Origin of the sequence: Paenibacillus melissococcoides (assembly GCA_944800085.1) — a bacterium.
GTDB lineage: Bacteria > Bacillota > Bacilli > Paenibacillales > Paenibacillaceae > Paenibacillus_B > Paenibacillus_B melissococcoides.
On the sequence record CALYLO010000009.1, the window covers coordinates 181,680 to 203,700 of the forward strand.

A 22,021-nucleotide genomic window follows, 5' to 3' on the forward strand; every position below is an offset into this window, starting at 1 on the left:
GTTCCAATAAGCTGAAACGAAACTCGTCGTTGTAAGCGATCTGATGGAAGAGAAGCACAGGCGGGTAAGGAAACCTTATTCCCCTATTGGGGCGGGGAAAACTCTTATAATTTTTGATAGTGATTTAAGAGACTCTCTGCTCTATCTTGGATAATTTGTTTTAAGGATTCAGGCTTCACGGATGCCACATGATGACCATATCTCATAAAATAGTCCGCGATAAACTCCTCTTCTCCTGGATTATAGAAGCCCTTAATCATTGTTTTATGACCATTTTCTATTTTCATCGAAGGATAATGTTCTTTATAAAACAGATCCTTTGCTTGCTCTAAAATCTCTACTTCAAACTCAATACTCCTCTCTGATTGATACATTTCTAATGAACGATGAACGAGTTCATCTATCGAAAAGCGAGGCTTGTTTTCCTCTTCTTCGATCCCGGTTATTCTATCACATCTGAAAACTCGATATGTATTCGTATTTAACTCGATTCCAGCGGCATACCATTGACCAAACTTGGCGGAAATTTTGAAAAATTGAACATGGTAGCTTTTTTTCTGATGATTTTTGACATATTGAATCTTGCAGGTACTCTCATTAAGAATGCTTTTGAGAATCTTATCTAAAAAACGACTCACATGATGATGCTGATATGCTTCAAATTCCAGGATTTTTTTCATTTTGTGAATCTGCTTGATTTGATTTTTGGAAAGACAGTTTTCAAACTTTTCATTAAGTTGAGTAACGCTTAAATGAAACGGGGTTGATTGATAAGATTCTAACGTCAGCATGGCAAAGTACAGCGCATACACTTCATCCATCGTAAAGGTAATGGGGGATAACAATCTGTTTTTTAAGATACCATATCGTCCATGTCTGCCATGCTTCGTATAAATAGGCATACCTAATTGTTCCAATGAGCTAATATCACGCAGAGCCGTACTTTTGGAAATATGGTATTTATCCATGAGGTCCTGTAAATTAAAGAACTCTCGACCGTTCAAGTATCTTATCATGTCATTTAATCTTTCGGATTTCTTCATAAATAAATCCCCTTATAAAGGTGTCATGTTTTGATACCTTTATATATTATAGTAAGCTCAAGGTATATAGCAAATTACCTGCATTATGATACAAAAGGAGAGTGAATAATGAGTGCCACACTAGAAGTTGCTATTTTTTTATCCATGAACGGAAGAGCAAAAGAAGCTGTAGATTTTTACAAAAAGCATTTTAATGCCGAGGAATTGTTGCTTGTTACGTACGAAGACATGGCAAAGCGCGACAGCTCGCTGCAGCTTACCGATGAAAATAAGAATAATATTGCTCACTCTGTCTTATCCATCGGAAACACCAAAGTCATGCTGGCAGAGGATACAATGGATGTCAAAGAAAAATATGCCGTTGGCAACAACATCTCATTGTGCATTCAAAGTGCGGACTTAGAGGAAGTTGAATCTTTTTATAAGAGCTTGACGACAGATGATCGAGTGCGAATCATTTTTCCTTTATCTGCTAACGTGTTTAGCGAGGCATACGGTATTATTGAAGATCCGTTCGGCATTCAAATTCAACTCATGTTCGATGATAGATTACAATAAGGGGATTGGGGTAGAAAGATCGGAGCCAAGGCTCTGGTCTTTTTTTCTGCTACTACAAACTGCTCCTCTTCAAATTCCCCTTCTCGTGCCAAAGGAAAATGGCGGCCTCCGTTGATTCATTGCTATAATGAAAGGAAGGGAAAGTTTTCACATTTATGCACAGGAGGGGGGAGGTATGGACGCAAAAGAAGTCAGACAACGTATTGAACAGATTAGAAACTCCAGAGACTTATGGAAAGAGTTCGAGTATCAATAGCCAGACATAAACCATTCCAAACGACACGCAGCAGCCGTTGCGCTTCAATACAGTTGGAAGCCGGAGGATTACGAGTTCATCCAGTTATTGATGGAAAATGAGGTCGAGATCCGAATTCATGATCCTTTCCAAGGTTATGGGGATTCATTGCTTCTTATTTCTTATCTGTTAGCCAAGTTTCGCAGGCCGGAAACGTGTGGATTTTTGAGAAAACCAAATGCGCGAATTTTGATACGTATTGCGGGTATTTTGCTGAAGTTATTTTTTCTGCCGGAGTTGAAAGGACTTGCAAATACCTTGAAAGGTTTTAGCTTACCGAATCCAATACATATCTGTTCGAGCATAAAAGCCGGTTGGATTCACTTTTTTGAGAAGAAGATATAGAAAATTTCTTTCACAGAATGACTTCCTGGTTTCCGGATAATATAGAAAAAGAAGATACGGAAAGTTTATTAACAAGGGCTATCGAGTTTGATGACCTTGAAGAGGCGGAGAAGCTATTTCATATTCTTGAAAAGCAAGATGAACCTGACCTGCAGAGCTGCTGACGCTCGGGATAAGGCATCATCCATCAGCGCACAACTATGCTACCGGAATGGGGATTGGATGATAAGAAAAACGAATCATTTTTATCTAAACGTTTTGGAAAAGGCGCTTGCTTGCAGCAAAGCGGTTCGGGATAAGAAGGGGATTCGTTTTTATAAAAAGATGCTTAAGAAGGAACAAAAAAGCATTGATAAAATGTTCAAAAACGGATAAGTATTGTAAGACAACTATTAAAATTTCTTGGAGGGAAAAATATTGATTCCAGAGTTACACACAGAACGATTACATTTGAGAAAAATAAAGGTACAGGATTCGTCCAGTTTGTTTAAAATTTGGTCTGATCCAGAAGTTACGAAGTTTATGAATATAAATTGTTTTACTGATGAAAATGAGGCAAAAGATATGATTAAACTCCTTGATGAACTTTCTCAAGCTAACAAAGCTATTCGTTTCTCCATAATTGAAATTGAATCAAATGAGATCATAGGTTCTTGTGGTTACAATTCCATAGATTTTGAAAATGCAAAAGCAGAAATTGGATATGACATTGCTAGAGCATTTTGGGGAAGAGGATACGCTTCAGAAGCTATCTGTTCTTTGTTAGATTACGCATTCTCATCTTTAAAGCTGAATCGAATCGAAGCAAAAGTAGAACCCGAGAACGTGAAATCAGTAAAAGTATTACAAAAGTTAAACTTTACGTTTGAGGGAACACTGAGACAGTATGAAAAAGTAAACGGAAAGTTTAACGATCTCAATATGTATTCAAAATTAAGAACAGATTGATTTGCTTACACCGTTTAGGCGATAATCCGGTTCGATCCTGTTCCTGTACTCATACCATGAGGCCCCGCTTGATGTATATCAATATTGAAGCCGTTGATAGACCACTTGTTTGCGCAAGAAAAGTCAGGCGAGCGTTAGATGCTATTCATGAAGGTTTCAAGCCTTAAAGCTTGAAGCCTTTTTGTTTGGAAAGGGCTGACTGGAGCGTCTGCACTTGTCTGGACAATAAAAATAGGCTCACGTAAACTGAACTAAACCTAATGTTTTTCAACAAATGTGGTCATACTTAAGCCAAGGAGGCGTTCACCATGCCGAATGCAGCAACCAACAACAACTATGAGATAAGCATGGAAAATATTCGGTCGATGCCGCCAACGAGTTATTTTGGAACGAAGATCCTGTTTGTGATCAGCGGGAGCCTGACCGTGAATAGTACATCTCGTGATTATAAGCTGCAGGCTCATGATATCTTGATCCTGAACCGCAATGTCAGGCATGAGATCTCAAGCCAGGAGGATAATATCGTCATAGTGCTGAGCCTGACGGCACAGTTCTTTGCCCAGCATGATAAATCGTACTTCTCCTATCACTTCGACTGCTTCTCGCGGGAGATGGACCGCGGGCGCGAGCAGATGGTCGCCGGCGTTCGTCATGATTCGTGTCGGCGAGAAGCTGCTGCAGAAGCACGGCTCACGCAAGCCAATGATTACGGGCTCGCTCATTACGGCGATTGGGATTGCCTTGATGTCCTTCACCTTTGTCCCCGGCTTTCTCTATACGCTGCTCGTCTTTGTCGGCTTCATGCTATTCGGTATCGGACTCGGCATGTACGCGACGCCATCGACGGATACGGCGGTCTCCAATGCGCCGGAGAGCAAGGTCGGCATTGCTTCCGGGATTTATAAAATGGCGAGCTCGCTCGGCGGTTCGTTCGGTGTCGCCATCTCCGCAAGCGTGTATGGGGTTATCGCCGCTGCCGGAAGTATAGAGCTGGCCGCCATGGTCGGACTGTTAACGAACGTCGCATTCTGTGTGGTATCCTTAATGTCAGTGGTTATCACGACACCGAAGGGCAGCAAAAAAGAGAATGCAGCTCTTGCTCCGGCTGCGAAATAAAAGTGCCGATTAGAGCGCTTGGAAGCTTGGAGGTTTGGGATTAGATAGAGTTATTCAGATTCACAGGAGGATATGAACATGCGTGACCAATTATTAGCGATGCTCGATGAACGTAAGGATGAGATCATTGCGATTCGCAGACATCTGCATGCCCATCCGGAGCTATCTTTCCAAGAGGAACAAACCACGAAATATATTCGAGACTTCTATCAAGGCAAAGAGGTGAAGCTGGATACGGAAGTCGGAAACGGGCATGGCATTATCGTCACGATTCAAGGCGGCAAGCCAGGCAAGACGATCGCGCTGCGGGCTGATTTCGATGCGCTTCCGATTCAGGAAGAGACGGGTCTTCCCTTTGCTTCCGAAAACCCAGGCGTCATGCACGCTTGCGGCCACGACGGGCATACCGCTTACTTGCTCGTGCTTGCGGACTGCTTGATTCAGCTCAAGGATGAGCTTCCTGGCACGATTAAGATCATTCATCAGCATGCGGAGGAAACGCCTCCCGGGGGCGCCAAGAGCATCGTGGAGTCCGGCCTTCTTGATGACGTGGATCAGATCTTCGGTGTTCACGTCTTCCCTACGGGGGATGCCGGCGAAGTGCTGTACCGCAGCGGCTATACGATGGCGGGACGCAGCTACTTCAAGCTCGGCATTCAGGGCAAAGGCGGCCACGGCTCCTCGCCGCATATGGCCAATGACGCGATAGTCGCTGCCGCGCATTTCGTCACGACGGTTCAGACGATCATTAGCCGCCGCTTGAACCCATTCGATACCGGCGTCGTGACGGTTGGTTCCTTCGACGGCAAAGGCAGCTTTAACGTCATCAAGGACTATGTCGAGCTTGAAGGTGATGTGCGTTACATGACGACAGAGACCCAAGCGTTGATCGATAAAGAGATTCATCGTATCGTCAAAGGGATTGAAGAGACATTCGGCGTCCAAGCGACCTTAACCTATACGGCTGATTATCCGCCGCTCTACAATCATCCGGAAGTGACCGAGAACGTCGTTCGTTATCTGGAGCAGGGAGTCGGTGATTATTTAACAGGGATTTATGAAGGCGATATGCTATCCGGCTCTGAGGACTTTGCGTACTATTTGGAAAAAATTCCGGGCTGCTTCTTCTACATTGGCTGCAAGCCGAAGAACGCGCAAGGGGTCTACTTCAATCACCATCCGAAGTTCGATATCGACGAAGACGGGCTGCTCGTAGCCGCGAAGTCTGTGGCGGAAGTGGTGTGCGGGTATTATGGGTTGAAGTAGACTCGTATATAAAGTATCCCCTCCTGGTTAACATCGTGAGATTGTTGGTAGTGATGATCTCGGATGTTGAGCGGAGGGGATATTTTATAGATCGTTCTTTTTATTTGAAATGAGTGGAACACTCTCCATTGACCATCCACTTTTACGAAAATGTAGTTTCCGGTTGATAAAGATTCCTCTAAATTCAGCCATGCCCCTTTTCACAGACTACCTTCTACACTTACATTTTCTAGGTTATCCATTTTAATTTCGCCTTTTCGTTTCCGTTTCTCATCTAACTCAGCTTGTTCTCTCTCCCGGTCAGCCAGAGTGGGCGGTGGGGTTACAGTTACAATGGGGATGTCTACTGTTGTTGAAGGAGCCGTTCCTTCTGTTGGCACCTTTGGAGGAGCTCTTTCTTTTTTGTTTGCTTCTTCTTGTGTCCGTGCATCCAGATAACATACGATCGTTTCTGTCCGATTTGTAGCCAAGATACTTCAAGCGCTGAGGCATGCGTCCCAAGCCAATTATGTACGTATCCGTCAACATTGGCAAACCGTGTACTTTAATTAGGTCATTGGGAGGGAGGGTTTTGTCCTATTTATGGAGAAATATAGTAGTAAATAAGTCGCGTGATTTTCAAAACCGGGGGTTTGTAGATGTCTACGGAATTAAAAGATATTTTGAAATATTTCATGCGTTATGAGGATTATTCGAGGTTCATGAATTCCTCTCTTAGTTCAATAGATGGAGATCACCTTTCTGAAAAAAGTTTGACCACCTTTCAAGACATTCAAGAAACGTTGGAGAGAAAACAAAAAGATGCTGTATTGCGGAAATTAGAAAGTTATCCTGATATTAAAAAAAAATCAAATAAGGAAATACGAGGTAAATGGATTCAATCCATTAGAAGTGTCCTCTCGAAAGAAAAGAAAATTGAGGATTTTATCGCTGATCTTCCTTTCCATTATCCAGATAATCGCGACAATTTCAAATTGTACCTTAATCAGCTAGTCACACAGGAAGAGTTTACGCTTTGCTATCCATTAATGATTAAAGACTTACCTACAGGTAAGAAAAAAAGGATTATCAGACCTGTTATCACTTTTAAAAGCAGATTGACAGACGAAGGACTGCACGTTATTTCTTTTGTCATGAATCGAGCTAGTTTGGAAATTATTTTAGCTGAAGCATTTGATTGCCCAGTTGAAGACGTACGCCTCATAGCAGCACAAGCCTATAATGACCTCTGCACAAAAATTGATAGCATCGAATCGACTCAACTCAAACAGATAATTATTTTAATTGACCAATGCCTAATTGAAGGCATATCGAATTGGAATTATAGGAGTTTACTTGATTTTAAAAATTATAGCGGTTGGTTAATGTCCAGACGATTGTTTGTTACAAAAGAATGCCTCAATGATATGAACGAATCCATATTTCGAAGTGAGCTTGAGCGTCTAATGTCACGACAAAATAGTTGTTCTTCCTCGCTGTTAAAGAAATATATATTTGGGAACAAGCACGCTGTTGACTACGCTTTAGAACCTGAACAAGCTGGATATCATCTGGGGAGCTATACGGCTGATTATCCTGTAAACAATAAGCAATGGAGAATAGTTCAATCTCTGCGAAATTCCCAATTACTTGCAGTCAATGGTCCTCCTGGGACAGGCAAGACGACATTGATTAAAGAGATGATAGCAGATGCTGTAGTTAACAAAGCGCTACTCTTGATAGAGATATGGGATCAACCTTGGCAGCTCATTGATGAGGGACAAATCAGGGCCTATTACCAGTCTCCGCTAGAGGGAAAAAATCCGTTCTCAATGGTTATTACGAGTACAAACAATAAGGCAGTAGATAATATCGGAATTGAATTAATGAACGAAGTAGACTTCCTGACTAGCTTATTATCACTTTACGGTAAGAATACTGATGACGATAATGGGCGTGTAGAGTGCGGCGAAGAATTCGACGACGAGGATGAGGGCATGAATCCAAGTGGATTTATGAGCTCTTTTCAGACTGCAATGGAACAGAAAAAACAAGGGTTATTCTGTGCTCGTCTAGGAAATATGGCTAACATGACGGAATTTCGAAATAAGAAGTTCGAAGAAATTATAAAGGGGCTCAAGCACCCTAACATTGATTCTTTGCAAAATCGGGATATTCAGAATATTTTCATGTCATCAATTACCGATTTGAAAGAAATTCATAAAAACATCAATCATTTCTGGACTTTGCTTCAACTTTGCCTTGAAAGAGGAGAGCTTGATGACAAGAAAGATATTCTTACAAGCATAGAGAGCAAAAAAAAGGAACTTGAGATTGCAAATGAAAAAATCCAGGTCCAAAGACGCAAGCAAGGAGAATTGATTCAAAGCAAGCTTGAAAAAGAAGATGAAATTTCAAAGTTGGAAAAGCTCGTTCGACAACTGGAGTCAGAAATAAAGATTGGCGAGGAGAACCGTCGTCAAGCATATGCGGATAAGGAGGTTTTGTTGAAATGGAATAAATTCCCCACAAATTTACTTAATTTCTTGCCAAAACGTAAGTTATTTTTAACTGCAAATCCGACTGTAGAATTCATACAAGAAACTCGGATCGATCCGCTAAACCAAGATATTAAGAATAATACGGAACGATTAAAGCAATCGAATTTACTGATTACAAGTTATCGGTCCGACTTAAGTGCTGTAATCGAGCAAATAAACGATATAAGTCAGGAACTCCAGGTGCTTGAAAACAGTAAAACTGTGCTACTAACGAGTTTGACTAATCTAGAGGAGTTACTTGAACAAGAGTTAAGATTGAAAAGAGAGTTACAAATAGAGAAAATGTTAACTTCATATTCATATTACGAGTTGGCTAATGTTCCTGTTATTGTACAATTGGGGAACGACTATTTGAGGAAGCTTTAGCTGTTAACGAGCAATACGTTATTAAGTGTCATACTGAGATCGTACATAATTTGGAGAAGATGGGGGAGGAACAAAGGTGGTTTAAATCATTTTATAGTGAGAACGGAAAAAGGCTCGATCAATATCAAAAAGGGATTCGGGCAATATGGGAATCGTTCTTTCTTTGTTTTCCTGTCGCCACGACAACCTTACATTCATTTTCTGAACAGTTATTTCAGCCTCTCCTCGGCTTAATTGATACATTGTTTGTTGATGAAGCAGGGCAAATTATGCCTCATTATTTGTGCGCACCATTATATCGATCCCAAAAGGCAGTTATAGTAGGCGATCCAGAACAACTTGAACCCGTGCGTCCGTTTACTTTAAATCTGATTGAAGAAAGTGATGTAAGGAAAGAGCTCCATGATAATATCTGCATTTTGCAAAATAGTGCTCAAAATTATGCTGATCGTGGCAGTGAGTTCTTTGAGTTCATGGGAATGAAGAAAAAAGGAATTATTCTTAATGAACATAGACGTTGTGAAGCTAGCATTATGCGCTTTTCAAATTTTCATGTTTATAATGAAATGCTCTTATTAACTAAAAAAGATAATTCAGAAAAACTTTTTGGAGCGAATTTAGTGGCTTTCGATATTCGAGGCCTGAAGGAAGTGCATTCACATCATAATTTTTCGGAAATATCTGCGTGCAAAAAAATTGTAAATTTATTGGTTGAGAGATATGGAACTGAGATATTAAAAGACATTGGAATCATAACGCCATTCTCTTCACAAGCCAAGCAATTAGCGGCTGCCATTAATGGCGTAGAGGTAGGAACGGTACACACGTTCCAAGGAAAAGAGAAAAGAATTATTCTTTTTAGTTCCGTTATTGATGGTATTCATGCAAAGAACGCGGGTCTTTCCTTTGTAATAGGCAGTAAACCTAATATGCTCAACGTTGCTTTCTCCAGAGCCAAGGAGCAGTTTATTTTGATTGGCAATATAGAGACAGGATTTGCGAGTGGGAATTACCTTGCAAAGGCAATTCGAGTCATTCAACAACATGGGGTCATATACAGTTTGTATAATGAGGAATACGAAAATCAAAAATACGCTTTAAGTCGAAGCGAAGCTTATACGGTCTATCAAGACGATCGGGAATTGGATGGCGTTGATTTAAGATTTATCAGCCATATGAACGATCTCTTGTATGCTAATGTATTGCTGACCCCTAAACGGCATTATGATCTGATGATGAAATCCTTTGCGTATTGCCGAAGTACGCTTGGCATAGTTTCTCCTTGGACGAGCAGTGATGTACTAAACGAAAAATTCTTTTCATTGTTAAAAGCTGCGAAGGAACGACGCATAGACATTAGAATAAGATTCGGTTACTCAAGGACAAACTATACTCTTAATGACATCGACAAAATTGTAGAGAAGGATAATTTTAATTACAAGAACAAGGAGACCTAAAAGTTGCTTTAAAAGAACTGCACAGTCAGTTGGGACAAAACCTTGTTTATATGCCGCCTCTTCATTCAAAAGTGCTGTTAATAGACAACAAAATTCTTTTTATTGGCTCACATAATTGGTTATCGAATCAAGGTAAGAGTACTCGGGAGGAAATTAGTTATCTTATTACTGACAGACAAGCAATTGCCTATGTGAGAATGAGATTTGACTTGTAAATTGATACTGAAAGTGCAAATTGGTACACGAACGAAGAGATAGCTTCCCTAGCCTATTCGCGATGCATTGGAACGAAATAGGGATGTAGCCGAGCATGATATTGGGTTCCTCGAAACAGGAACGACAAGAGCAGAAATGTTTCTTCCTGGCTTTGCTAGTATGGTGATGCGGAACCGGGTTGCCCCAAAAATGGAAATTGCATCGCATTGCGAGTAGAATGCACTCGTTTAAAACGGCGATTGGCTTGTGCCAGTGAGTTTCTGATCCCTGTGCATCGTTCCTGAAAGCGGCCTTTATGCTGTTAACCGTAGTTGGATCTTCATCTGAAAAATGAACCAAGTAATATTTGACGAAGGCGGGCTAGGGGATTAGGGGGCATCAAATTTAATAGAGATAATCAACACACCTGGATGGACACAGATTTGGAAGGATGAATAAGATTAATGGCAAAAACTTACTATGCAGAAGGAAGACAGCTTGCTTATTTATTGAGGGGCTTATTCATTATTGGTGGACTTGCTATTTATTTCAGCATTCCAGGATTGCACTGGGGGTTCTTCTTCGGCATTCTTATTGGTTCAATCATAGTAGCAGATATCCTTGGGGCCATCTGGACAAGGAAGAGACGTAACAAGAAGAAGCAGAAAACCCAAGCAACGAATAAGCAAACCACTCAGACAACCTCAAGGCGAACAACTAAGGGTTGTAGAGACGATGAGGTCATCTTAACAAGCAGATTAGACGATTTATCTGGAGCAGAATTCGAGCGGTTACTTGCTCTTTACTTCAGAGATCAGGGATACACGGTGAAAGAAGTAGGAGTTGGCGGCAATGATGGCGGAGTGGATCTTGTGATTATCGATGGCCGTGGTGAGAAGACCGCTGTACAGGCCAAGTGCTACGCTGAACATAATCTTGTTCCTGTTATGACTGTCCGTGAACTGGTTGCGGCAAAACGAAATCATGATTGTATTCTGTCGTTACTTATCACGACATCTGATCTTACTTCTCCTGCAAAAAAGGAAGCGGAGCAATTCAAAGTTGACTACTGGCATGGAGCTCTTGTTGACCAGAAGCTAAGGTCATGGGGGAAGTGGCAACCAAGTAAAAAGCGTCGTCCTGTTAACAAGAGCAGCGCGGCAGCAAACCCGGAGATCGCAAAGGCAAAAAAGGAAGTACAGTGACATGCAAGTGTGGTGCTCCCATGACACGAAGAAAGAACAAGCAAGGAGTTGAATTTTGGGGGTGCAGTAACTTTCCAAGATGCCGAAATACGAAATCCATATAAATTAAAATATAGATGATTGGAGGACATAGAAAATGGCAATTCCCGATTTCCAATCTATCATGCTGCCATTCTTGATGCAGGTAAGTGATGAACAAGAACATAGGCATCGCGATACTAGGGCGTGTATGCAAACCTTAAGCCAACCAGATCATGGAAGAGGCCAGCTTTAAGAAGGCAACAAAAGTACAGGCCAATTTATCGTACCGAGTTGCCAGCCGACGATTATGTTTGAGTTTGTTGAACAGGCATTCGACCAGATGACGCTCTTTATACAACCACCAGTCGGTTGTACGTTGGATCGTGCGATTCTTCTTACTGGGAATGACGGAATGGGCCAGTTTCTCTTCCAAAAGCGCAATGATTTTATCGGTATCGTATCCGCGATCCGCCAAAACATGTTTACCTTGTATGTCTTGGGTTTGCAGGATCTCATAACCCGTTACACAATCATTGATGTTGCCTGCGGTTACTTCGAAGCGTAGCGGATTGCCAAGGCCGTCTACAACGGCATGAATCTTGCTGGTTAATCCTCCGCGTGATCGTCCGATGGCTTGGAATTGCTGCCCCCTTTTGCCCCCGCGCCGTGTTGGTGAACACGAACGATGGAAGCATCGAGCATAACACTTTCGTCATCGGGATTGGCAGCCAGAACGTCTAGCATTCGATCAAAGATGCCTGCTTTCTCCCAGCGGCGGAAACGACTGTAGACACTGCTCCAGGAGCCATAATGCTCTGGCAAGTCTCGCCAAGGCGCACCAGAACGAATCACCCAAAGCATGGCATTGAACATTTTTCGGTTATCGATTGCCGGACGTCCACCCTGTGGTTTCCGTTCCGGTGGCAAGAGGTCTTTGAGTCGTTCCCATTGGTCATCTCGTATCTCATATCGTCTTCTCATAGGATAAGTTTACCAGATATTTGGCTATTTCGATAGTTTGCGTACACGCCCTAGAGAACGCCTCGCCAAACATTTCAGATTAACTGATGAAGAACTGGATGAAAAATTGCCTAGTGGTCGGCAGACTATATTTGATAATCGAGTAGGTTGGGCACGAACTTATTTAATGAAGGCAGGGCTGCTTGAGTATCCACGCCGAGGCTATTGCAAGATTACGACGAAGGGTAGAGATGTCTTAAAGTCAAATCCCAGCATAATCAATATCTCCTTTCTTCGTCAGTTCCCTGAATTTCTGGAGTTTCATACCGCCAAAAATAATGATGATCAAAAATCAGATGAACAGCCGTTGCATTCGGAACAACGTACTCCTGGTGAGAATCTTGAGTATAGCTATTTAGTTCTTCGCAAAGAGCTTGCCTTTGAGCTTTTACAGCGGTTAAAAGCGGGCAGTCCACAGTTTTTTGAGAAGGCGGTTGTGGAACTTCTAGTTAAGATGGGATATGGAGGATCAATCTCAGACGCTGGGAAGGCCGTAGGGAAAAGTGGGGATGGCGGCATAGATGGGATTATTAAAGAAGATCGGCTGGGGTTGGATATGATATACATACAGGCAAAACGCTGGGAAGGCGTGGTGGGCCGCCCTGAGATTCAGAAGTTCGTGGGCGCATTACAGGGACAAAAAGCCCGAAAAGGGGTCTTCATTACAACATCCAGCTTTACAAAAGAAGCACTAGAATACGTAACTTTTATCGATAATAAAGTTGTGTTGATCGATGGTGAGCAACTTACCCAGTTGATGATTGATTACGATCTTGGGGTTTCCACCGTTGCGGTATATGAAGAAAAGAAAATAGATCTCGACTTTTTCTCGGAAGACTAACCTCAGTTAATAATCCTGAAATGGAAGCTTTCCGGGTCGGCCCTCTCCTCAAAGAGAGGGCTTTTCCTTTTATCTTGAAAGCCGGAGCCGGATGTGCACATCCGGCACGTCTCTCACTCCCCCCCACCCCACTTTTTGGATTCTAATATTTTTTCATGAAGTATATATTTTTCAGAGAAATTTTAGTATTATTTTTAATTGGAATCCGAATAATAAATGTTGATTTAATATTTTTGTTCGGTTTTACAACGTCTTATACATTGATACAAAACTTACATTTCCTGCAAATGACGTGTTGATGTATGGGGATGGGAATGGAGATAAGATGAAGAAGAACATTTATTTTAACCATGATGGCGGCGTGGATGATTTAATTTCGTTATTTTTATTACTGCACATGGACAATGTGGAGCTGACGAGCGTGTCAGTCATTCCGGCGGATTGTTACCTCGAACCGGCGATGTTTGCCAGCCGTAAAATCATCGATCGGTTCGGCAGCGTCGGTTTGGATGTAGCCGCGTCGAATTCCCGCGGGAAAAATCCGTTTCCGAAGGACTGGCGCATGCATGCGTTCTATGTTGACGCCCTACCGCTTCTCAACGAATCCGGTAAAGTGGTGACTCCTGTAGCGGACAAGCCGGCACATCTTCATATGATAGACACGCTGCGCGCAACGGAAGGCAAGACGACCCTGCTGTTTACGGGCCCGCTTACCGACCTTGCCCGCGCATTAGATATCGATGCGGCGATCGAAGAAAAGGTAGAACGCCTGGTATGGATGGGCGGCACCTTCCGTGAAGCAGGCAATGTGCATGAGCCTGAGCATGACGGAACGGCAGAATGGAACGTATTCTGGGATCCGGATGCGGCTGCACGCGTATGGGACAGCGGGATCGAGATTGATCTGGTTGCCCTGGAGAGCACGAATCAAGTGCCGCTTACGCTCGATGTTCGTGAGCGCTGGGCTGCGGAACGCAAGCATATCGGCGTTGATTTCCTGGGCCAATGCTACGCGATGGTGCCGCCGCTTGTTCATTTCTCGACAAACTCGACTTACTATCTGTGGGATGTATTAACGACAGCATTCGTGGGCAAGAGCGATCTGGTGAAGGTGCAGACGATTAACAGCATCGTGATTACGGAGGGCGCAAGCCAAGGCCGTACCGTTGAGACGGAGGAAGGACGTCCGGTACATGTCGTCTATGACGTCGATCGCGACGCATTCTTTGATTACATTACCGAATTGGCGAAAAAAGCAACGGAGAGGGATTGGTAATGTCCGAGAAAAAGCGAGTCATTCTTGATACCGATACGGCCGGCGACGATACGATTGCCATTTTGACGGCCCTTCACTATTTTCAGGTCGAAGGCATTATGATTACCGGCGGTAACGTCCAGTTCGATCAGCAGGTGGAAAATGCGCTCTACACCGTGCAAGTCGCGGGAAAAAGCGGACAAGTTCCTGTGTACAAAGGGCATGAGGGCCCAATCATGGGGATCGGCCAAAAAGAGCATCGTACGGTCGAGGACGTGCACGGCAAGGATGGGATGGGGGATTCGTTTTTCGAAAAAGCGGTTCAGTCTCCCGAAAAAGGTCATGCCATCGACTTCCTTATCGAAGCGGTTCACAACAATCCAGGCGAAATCCATCTTCTTGCGATTGCGCCGTTAACGAATATTGCGATGGCGATCAAGAAGGATCCGACCATTGTGCCGAAAATTCCGCATCTCTATATTATGGGCGGAACGAACAATGCGCTCGGAAATATTACGCCGAGTGTGGAGTATAATTTCTACGTTGATCCGGAAGCGGCCAAAATCGTGCTTCATTCGGGCATTCCCATCACGATGGTCGGTTGGGAAATGTGCACGCAATATTCCATCATGGACGATAACGATCATGAAGAGATTGAAGCGCTGGGAACGAAGGGCGCGAAGTTTTTCAAAGACGTCAACAAGGTCGTCATGAGATTCAATAAAACGGTTCATCGACTGAACGGCACGACGCATCCGGATACACTGCTCGCAGCCGTAGCGGCGGACGAAAAGATCATGACGAAGTCCAACCTGTACCACGTGGATGTCGAGACCGTCGGTGAACTGACAAGAGGCTACAGCCTTGTCGATATTAACAATCGATTGGAACGCACGCGCAATGTCCGCGTCTGTGAAGCGATTGATCGGGATGCTTTTAAAGACATGCTGTTGGACGTATTGAAGTCTATTAACTAATGCTAAGGACTGCAACTGGCCGCTTTTGTATATAACTCAGCACTAATTTGAAGAGCAGCCGTTTGCCTCTTTCGCTTTACATTCTGGGTCATGGACACGATGAAGAAAGGATAGGTATATGCAATACATTTGGGGACTTCTAGGAATTTTAGGCATTTTTGTGATTGCCGTCGCGTTTTCGAAAAATCGCAAAGCGATTAATCCGAGAACGGTGATTGGCGCGTTTGCGATTCAATTCATTTTTGCATTGATCGTGCTGAAGTGGGAACTCGGCAAAAAGATGCTGAACTACTTGGCTGCGGCCGTGCAGAGCATCATCGATTCCACGAATGCGGGCATTCAGTTCTTGTTCGGCGGGATACTGGGTGCGGAAAAGGCGGGCTTTACGTTCGCGCTGCAGGTCTTGCCGATTATTATCTTCTTCTGTTCCTTGATAGCGGTTCTGTACTATCTCGGCATTATGCAGTGGGCTACGAAAATCATTGGCGGATTTCTGGCGAAGGTGCTCAAAACGAGTGAAACGGAATCGATGTCAGCGGCCGCGAATATTTTCCTCGGTCCGACAGAAGCGCCGCTTGTGGTGAAGCCTTATATTGAGAAAATGACCAAGTCGGAGCTGTTCGCGGTGATGGTCGGCGGACTGGCGTGCGTCTCCGGTTCCGTTCTGGGCGGATACGCGATGCTTGGCGTTCCGATTGAATATTTGCTTGCAGCGGCATTCATGGGAGCGCCGGGCGGCTTGCTGCTGGCCAAAATTATCATGCCGGAAACCGATCATCAGCTTCGAGTGGAACGGGTTAGCATGGTAAAGGATACGGAGTCCCGAAATGTCATCGATGCGGCGGCTCGCGGAGCTTCGGACGGGCTCAAGATCGCTGCCGGCGTAGGCGCCATGCTGCTGGCGTTTATATCGCTCATTTTCTTGGTGAACATGATCATTGGCTGGATTGGCGGCGTGTTCGGAATCGAGGCGCTGACGCTGGAGCAAATTCTGGGCTACCTGTTCGCGCCGATTGCCTTCCTGATCGGTGTGCCATGGAGCGAAGCGCTGCAGGCAGGCTCCTTCATCGGTCAAAAGTTCGTCCTGAACGAATTTGTGGCCTACACTTCGTTTGCGCCTGAGATTGCTCATTTGTCTCCGAAAAGCGTTGTCGTCATCAGCTTCGCGCTCTGCGGCTTTGCCAATCTGGCGTCCATTGCGCTCCTTATTGGCGGCCTGGGCGGGATTGCGCCTTCCAGAAGACAAGATCTTGCCGAGATGGGCTTCCGTGCGGTCATTGCCGCCACATTGGCCAACCTGATGAGCGCGGCGATTGCCGGGATGCTCGTGTAGAAATACAGTAAATCAAGCGGCGATCGCTTCCCTCCATTCAACCGTGGAGCGGTCGCCTTTTTGCTGGCGGGCATAAAAAAACGCTTGGACTATGATGAGCCCAAGCGTTTGTCGTTTACTAAAGCTGATATCTTATTGCGCTTGTACGAATTCAGCCGATTTTATGCCGGCTTGGCGGCCGAAAATGATGATCTCGGCAACGGAGTTGCCGCCGATACGGTTTTGGCCGTGTAAGCCGCCGGTAAGCTCGCCTGCCGCGAACAAGCCAGGAATAGGTTGGCCTTCTTTATTCAATACTTCGGTGTTCGTATTGATTTTCACGCCGCCCATGGTGTAGTGAATCCCAGGGGCGATCTTGATTGCATAGTATGGCCCGCTGGACAGATCGTGGTCCATCGCGGTCGTTCTGCCGAATTCGGCATCCTCTTTATTCTTCACGGCGCTGTTCCATGTATCCAGCGTGGCGGTCAGCTGATCTGCCGGAACGCCAATTTCTTTGGCTAACGCCTCGGTCGTATCGCCCTGAATGACAAAACCCATTTTCTCGTACTGCTCAATTGCTTTCGCGCGGGATTTTACGCCGGAATCAAATACAAGATAAGCTGATTTTTCAGGCAGCTTGTTGATGGCCGCCGTGACATTGTCGCGAGTGTCCAGCTCGTTTGTGAAACGTTTGCCCTCGCTGGAAACCAGGATCGCGCCTTCACCGCGGACTGCTTCCCCGATGAGATAGGATTTCTCCTGCTGTACCGTAGGGTGAACCTGGATTTGATCCATATCAACCGTGACGCCGCCGAGTTTTTCAATCATCTTGATGCCGTCGCCGGTGCTGCCTTCTTGGTTTGTTGTTACAAGACCCTTCAGGTCGGAGCGAACCTCGCCAATCATATCCATGTTAGCGCCATAACCGCCGCTTGTCACCACGACAGCATCCGCGGCAATCGTTTTCTCATCGTTATTATTGAAGAGGACCTTAACGCCGTTTACTTTGCCGTCCTTCTCCGTAATTTCCGTCACATTCGCATTTACGAAAAGAGGAATTTCTTTCTCTTGAATATTTCTCACCAGGCCGTTGACGAGATATTGACCTACCGCTGAGCCGTCTTCCGGACGATGTGTGCGCTTCTCGTTCATACCGCCCGTAATCGTGATATTGTTCAGACGAATTCCGATCGAATCAAGCCATTCGATGGCGCTTGCGGAATTGTCAACGAAGAAACGAAGCATCTCTTTGTCGTTTGTGCCATGACCGCCTTTTAACGTCTCTTCATAAAATAGATCATTGCTGTCCTCAATGCCTTGCTCTTTTTGGAACTTGGTCTGGGAAGCATTCATACCGGAGGATGATTTCATCGTATTGCCGCCGGCAATCGGCATTTTTTCGAAAATCACCGGGTTCATGCCTTTTTCTTTGGCTTCAAGCGCGGCAGACATTCCGGCGCCGCCTGCACCGACTATGATGATATCATATTTATCTTTCAATTGATCGATAGGTGTATAGTTGGTTTGAGAAGCTCCCGACACGGCTTCCGTTTCTTGGGACTCCGCCGGTTTTTCATTGCCCTGAGTCTGGTCTTGATTCTGGTTCCCGCTGCCGCATCCTGCGATGACGAGCATGAAAGAGAGAACGAGAATCAACGTTGCTGCTGCTTTCTTCTTCATGTTAACAACCCCCGTTTTTCTAAGATGTTAGGTACACTTCATTTTAATATAATATCGTCCTCATTAATAGTGATTCTTTTCACAATGTTTTGAATTTCTTGTGACCATGCATCAATTTTCATGGATGATTCGCGCAAGCGATGATTTTATGACAGCTCATATCTTCCAAATCCAGGAACTATATATATCATAATTTAGTTGGAATCGGCGGGGCCATACGATTCCCATCCAACGAGCATGACAGCAATCCAGATTGACGGAGCGGGTCTTATCAGGCAGCAATCATTCCGATTGGCGCGACATGCTGCGGAAGACATACGATGATTTGGACTTATGTTATGAAGGCGGGGAATCCAGCGCTGCGGCGATGAAGCGTGCCAGCAGCGTGATCGGGGAAGCGCTGGAGAGCGGGTATAACAATGTCGTCACTATGTCGCACGGGAACCTGATCTCGCTGCTGCTGAGGCATTTCGACGACCGGTTCGGCTTCAAGGAGTGGGAATCATTGTCCAATCCGGATGTGTATCATCTAACCTTCGACAAGGATGCGCCTGGCATACGTCGAATCTGGACATAATGATGGTAAATGACATGGCTTATGGTGTGTTGCAGAAGTTCTTGATTTTATTGGCTCTCTGAATATGAAGCGAGAACGTGAGGTAATTCGTAATCTAGAGCATGCCAGCGTGACCAGCATGGAGTTCTGGGATAATCCCGTCGACGATGAGGTATGGCTTGGGAGATGGAATGCTTTTTTGTTATCAGACGGTATTCCATTCTGATGACAACGGACGCCATCCCCCTCCGGGTATATAGTGAAAAAGAGTTCATCCTCTGATGGACTCCACACGTAGCCCCGGAGCGGGCTTTTTTGTGCATTCAAGAGTGAGGAGTCCCGCCAGGTCAGAACGAACATCCTGCTTTACAAAATTGCGCAACTTGGTTCATAGGTCGGATGTTCTTACAAATGTTGCATATTATATAATCCCTTTGTGCGACATTCGTTCAAGATTACAGAGAAAAATTCCGAACCGATCGGAGAAACTGAGGTAGTGTCATATGAGCTGTATGAAAAAATTGTTGTTTGGCATGTTAGCTATCGCTTTAAGTTTAGGAATCTGTCTCCCCAATGTGAGTGCGTCCCCCATCCGAGTCACCGTGGACGGGCATGAGGTGGCGTTCCCGGATGAACCTCCGTATGTGGATAAAAAATCCAACCGCACGATGGTTCCCGCCAAATTTGTATCCGAAAAGCTTGGCGCAAACGTAAAGTGGAACGAGGCCTTGAAGCAAGTCGCTGTTACGCATAACCATGACACCATTACGTTGAAGATTGGCGACAATCATGCGCAAGTGAATGGCAGGACGGTAACCTTTGACGGGCCGGCGGCGGTCCACAACGGCCGCACGATGGTTCCGCTTCGCTTCATCAGCGAAGCCTTTCATGCGGATGTAGATTGGAAGCCGGAGAGAAATCAGGTCATCATCACGACTTCTGTACATAACGTCCCCAAAGCCACGTGGATTTGGGATAGCCACATCATCGAGAGGGACCCGGATAAGCTAATCAACTTTGCAATCGATAATCAGGTGACATCCGTATATCTTCAAATTGATGCCGATATCGCTCCGGCGGTATACAAAGACTTTATTCGAACCGCCAAAGAGAAACGGATAAACGTGGAAGCCCTGGCGGGTCGTCCCGATTGGGCCTACAAATCGAAGCAGGATCAAATCCAAAAGTTTATAGCATGGGTCCAAAACTATAATGCTGCCGTTAAAACCGAAGAGAGGTTTGACGGCCTGCACTTTGATATTGAACCTTATCTGTTGCCCGAATGGAAGACCGCCAATAAGGCGATTCTGGCGAGCTGGATGGACAATATGAGCCTGATTGAGCAGGAGACCAGAGGGAGCGGCATCAAAATTGCGTTGGATGTTCCTTTTTGGCTGAATACCATAAAGGTTCCTGGCACGGAATACAGCTTCAGCGCATGGTTGTTGGAGAAGTTCGATTGTCTGGTGATTATGGACTACCGCAATTTTGCCTTAGGCAAAAATGGGATTGTGGAAAACGCAAGCGCGATGATGAGACAGGCAGCGACGTTGAAAAAGCAAGTGATCGTCGCCGTGGAGACCGCGAAAAATATGGAGAGCGATCGGACATCTTTCTATGCCAAGGGCATCGAAGCGATGGAAAAAGAGCTGCAAGCCGCTCATCAAAAGCTCTCTCGACATTCAAGCTATGCCGGGTTTGCGATACATGACTACAAAAGCTGGGCCGCGATGAAATAAGCAAAGCCGGTTACGCGGCATGCTCTATAGCAACTTTGTTAGGCCCAACGACCTTTATGCGCCCTTTTTTGTATATGGACAGGTTCGCTGCCGGAACATTTCCCGCTATACGAAAGGCGCATTTTTCTATTTTTATAAGCAATGAGTCGAAGCACTTGACCAATGGTAAATTTATAAATATATTAGTAGTTGTACTCGTTTACATTACCATCCAAATTTAATCTCTTCTAGTAAATAAATAAGAATAACAAGTTTGTTTGCGGAAGGAAAATGGGAAGAGTCTTTGCCGTATTACGAATGTGTTATTCAACATGAGGCTAACGACAATGGGGCAAACTATCATTACGCCATGAGCAGCTATCGGTTATTCAAGATGTTACGCCTGACAGACGCCAGGAAAAATTTGCGGGCTGCCATCCAGTTCGAACCGGTGATTAAGAAGCTGCCCGCCCACGATCAACTGGATGCCCTCCTGAAAACATTGCAGATCTATTTTACACTGCGCATGTGGGATGAAGTGGAGCGATTCTCCGATCAGTTACATGCCGCCGCTGGCGCCATTTATGATGAGCAGCAGCAGAGACGGGCGCGTAAGCTTGAGGTAATATTTGATGCCGAATTGCCCCTCGTCTACTATTACGGCTTCAGCTATCTGGCCAAATCCACTGCCCTGCAAAAGCAAGGCAACTATGCGGCCGCCAAAGAGTATGTTGCGAAATATGCAGAGCTGGGTTGGTTCAATGATTTGGACGAAGCCGGCCTGGAAGAAGTGGAGCGGTTTCGCCTGTTCGCGAAGGCCAATTCCTATACGCTGGATCTGCTGTCCGGAGCATTTGGGGTCTTGCCGGAGTATGTGAAGTTTCTGGAGGATAATCCCGAAGAAATATTGCCGGGGATGGTTACGATTATGGAATCGGCCAACCTTCATCATTGGGATGTAGATGACATCTTGATGACATTTACGAAGCAAATTGACGAATTTAATGAATATGAGGATCATATAAATAGAACACATAACTTTACTTTCATGTACCAGCTCGCCCTATACTACGTGAAGAAAGCGGATTATCAAAAGGCTCTGGATTATACGGTCCAAGCGTTGGAGCTGTCCCATGCCTTGAACAATGATAGGGATTTTAAAATGTGCACGGCATTGTTTGAAACATTTAGGGATCTTGCAACCCGCGAACAGCAAGAAAAGTATGGAAAAATAATGATTGGGGTGATTAAAAATGAAAAAAGCCTTAATCTCGTTGACCTTAGCGTTAGGACTGCTTAGCGTA

General features: G+C 44.8%; 18 protein-coding genes and 2 pseudogenes. 17 read left to right on the plus strand and 3 right to left on the minus strand.

Translation table 11 applies throughout. The annotated features are described in order from the left end of the window. Positions 1–104 precede the first annotated feature (104 nt). Entirely contained in the window at positions 105–1,043 is a 939-nt protein-coding gene (locus tag OCY70_RS27160) for a helix-turn-helix transcriptional regulator (RefSeq protein WP_213430631.1), read from the minus strand. A gap of 108 nt (positions 1,044–1,151) precedes the next feature. Between OCY70_RS27160 and OCY70_RS27165 the strand changes: the two genes are divergently transcribed. The 10 genes and pseudogenes from OCY70_RS27165 to OCY70_RS27205 all read left to right on the plus strand — a co-directional run bounded on the left by OCY70_RS27165 (position 1,152) and on the right by OCY70_RS27205 (position 11,438). Continuing rightward, positions 1,152–1,601 (plus strand): VOC family protein, encoded by a 450-nt coding sequence (locus tag OCY70_RS27165; protein WP_213430632.1) that lies wholly within the window; start codon positions 1,152–1,154, stop codon positions 1,599–1,601. Positions 1,602–2,367: 766 nt separating this feature from the next. Further along, on the plus strand, positions 2,368–2,616 hold the full coding sequence (locus tag OCY70_RS27170; protein WP_213430633.1) for a hypothetical protein: 249 nt from the start codon (positions 2,368–2,370) through the stop codon (positions 2,614–2,616). 42 nt (positions 2,617–2,658) lie between these two features. Beyond that, positions 2,659–3,189: a GNAT family N-acetyltransferase gene (locus tag OCY70_RS27175; RefSeq protein ID WP_213430634.1), complete on the plus strand. Its 531-nt coding sequence runs from the start codon at positions 2,659–2,661 to the stop codon at positions 3,187–3,189. Between the two features lie 651 nt (positions 3,190–3,840). Further along, positions 3,841–4,305, plus strand: a pseudogene (locus OCY70_RS27180) (MFS transporter); the annotation flags it as partial. 78 nt (positions 4,306–4,383) lie between these two features. Beyond that, positions 4,384–5,571, plus strand: coding sequence for a M20 family metallopeptidase (locus tag OCY70_RS27185; RefSeq protein WP_213430635.1), 1,188 nt, complete (start codon positions 4,384–4,386; stop codon positions 5,569–5,571). 638 nt (positions 5,572–6,209) lie between these two features. Then, the gene (locus tag OCY70_RS27190) at positions 6,210–8,477 is read left to right on the plus strand and encodes an AAA domain-containing protein (RefSeq protein ID WP_213430636.1); all 2,268 of its coding nucleotides are present in this window, start codon (positions 6,210–6,212) and stop codon (positions 8,475–8,477) included. Between the two features lie 38 nt (positions 8,478–8,515). Next, on the plus strand, positions 8,516–9,934 hold the full coding sequence (locus OCY70_RS27195) for a DEAD/DEAH box helicase (RefSeq protein ID WP_261945254.1): 1,419 nt from the start codon (positions 8,516–8,518) through the stop codon (positions 9,932–9,934). A 50-nt stretch (positions 9,935–9,984) separates the two neighbouring features. After that, positions 9,985–10,149 carry a phospholipase D-like domain-containing protein gene (locus tag OCY70_RS36345; RefSeq protein WP_390905309.1) on the plus strand — a complete coding sequence of 55 codons (165 nt, stop codon included), beginning with the start codon at positions 9,985–9,987 and terminating at the stop codon, positions 10,147–10,149. Positions 10,150–10,593: 444 nt separating this feature from the next. Beyond that, entirely contained in the window at positions 10,594–11,334 is a 741-nt protein-coding gene (locus OCY70_RS27200) for a restriction endonuclease (RefSeq protein WP_213430638.1), read from the plus strand. 20 nt (positions 11,335–11,354) lie between these two features. Beyond that, positions 11,355–11,438: a topoisomerase DNA-binding C4 zinc finger domain-containing protein gene (locus OCY70_RS27205; protein ID WP_213430639.1), complete on the plus strand. Its 84-nt coding sequence runs from the start codon at positions 11,355–11,357 to the stop codon at positions 11,436–11,438. A gap of 134 nt (positions 11,439–11,572) precedes the next feature. Here OCY70_RS27205 and OCY70_RS27210 read toward each other — a convergent pair. Beyond that, positions 11,573–12,336, minus strand: a protein-coding gene (locus OCY70_RS27210; protein WP_390905211.1) for an IS5 family transposase whose coding sequence is annotated in 2 segments (ribosomal slippage) — positions 11,573–12,000 and positions 12,000–12,336 — 765 coding nt in all. Because the reading frame shifts where the segments join, the coding sequence is not laid out codon by codon here. A gap of 37 nt (positions 12,337–12,373) precedes the next feature. Here OCY70_RS27210 and OCY70_RS27215 point away from each other — a divergent pair. The 4 genes from OCY70_RS27215 (at position 12,374) to OCY70_RS27230 (ending at position 16,781) form a co-directional block, all read left to right on the plus strand. After that, a complete protein-coding gene (locus OCY70_RS27215; protein ID WP_249724892.1) occupies positions 12,374–13,216 on the plus strand; it encodes a restriction endonuclease in 843 nt (280 codons plus the stop codon). A gap of 325 nt (positions 13,217–13,541) precedes the next feature. Beyond that, positions 13,542–14,492, plus strand: a complete 951-nt coding sequence (locus OCY70_RS27220; RefSeq protein ID WP_261945226.1) for a nucleoside hydrolase — start codon at positions 13,542–13,544, stop codon at positions 14,490–14,492. Then, positions 14,492–15,448 carry a nucleoside hydrolase gene (locus OCY70_RS27225; RefSeq protein WP_213427728.1) on the plus strand — a complete coding sequence of 319 codons (957 nt, stop codon included), beginning with the start codon at positions 14,492–14,494 and terminating at the stop codon, positions 15,446–15,448. The genes OCY70_RS27220 and OCY70_RS27225 overlap by 1 nt, the downstream gene beginning before the upstream one ends. A gap of 118 nt (positions 15,449–15,566) precedes the next feature. Continuing rightward, complete coding sequence (locus OCY70_RS27230; protein ID WP_213427727.1) at positions 15,567–16,781, plus strand: NupC/NupG family nucleoside CNT transporter; 1,215 nt, start codon at positions 15,567–15,569, stop codon at positions 16,779–16,781. A 132-nt stretch (positions 16,782–16,913) separates the two neighbouring features. Here the strand turns inward: OCY70_RS27230 and OCY70_RS27235 are convergent, their stop codons facing one another. After that, a complete protein-coding gene (locus tag OCY70_RS27235; protein ID WP_213427726.1) occupies positions 16,914–18,443 on the minus strand; it encodes a flavocytochrome c in 1,530 nt (509 codons plus the stop codon). Positions 18,444–18,693: 250 nt separating this feature from the next. Between OCY70_RS27235 and OCY70_RS27240 the strand changes: the two are divergent. The 3 genes and pseudogenes from OCY70_RS27240 to OCY70_RS27250 form a co-directional block, all read left to right on the plus strand. Next, positions 18,694–19,020, plus strand: a pseudogene (locus OCY70_RS27240) (histidine phosphatase family protein); the annotation flags it as partial. 491 nt (positions 19,021–19,511) lie between these two features. After that, positions 19,512–20,738, plus strand: coding sequence for a copper amine oxidase N-terminal domain-containing protein (locus OCY70_RS27245; protein ID WP_213427735.1), 1,227 nt, complete (start codon positions 19,512–19,514; stop codon positions 20,736–20,738). 253 nt (positions 20,739–20,991) lie between these two features. Further along, complete coding sequence (locus tag OCY70_RS27250) at positions 20,992–22,017, plus strand: DNA-binding protein (protein WP_213427725.1); 1,026 nt, start codon at positions 20,992–20,994, stop codon at positions 22,015–22,017. The last annotated feature ends 4 nt before the right edge of the window (positions 22,018–22,021 follow it).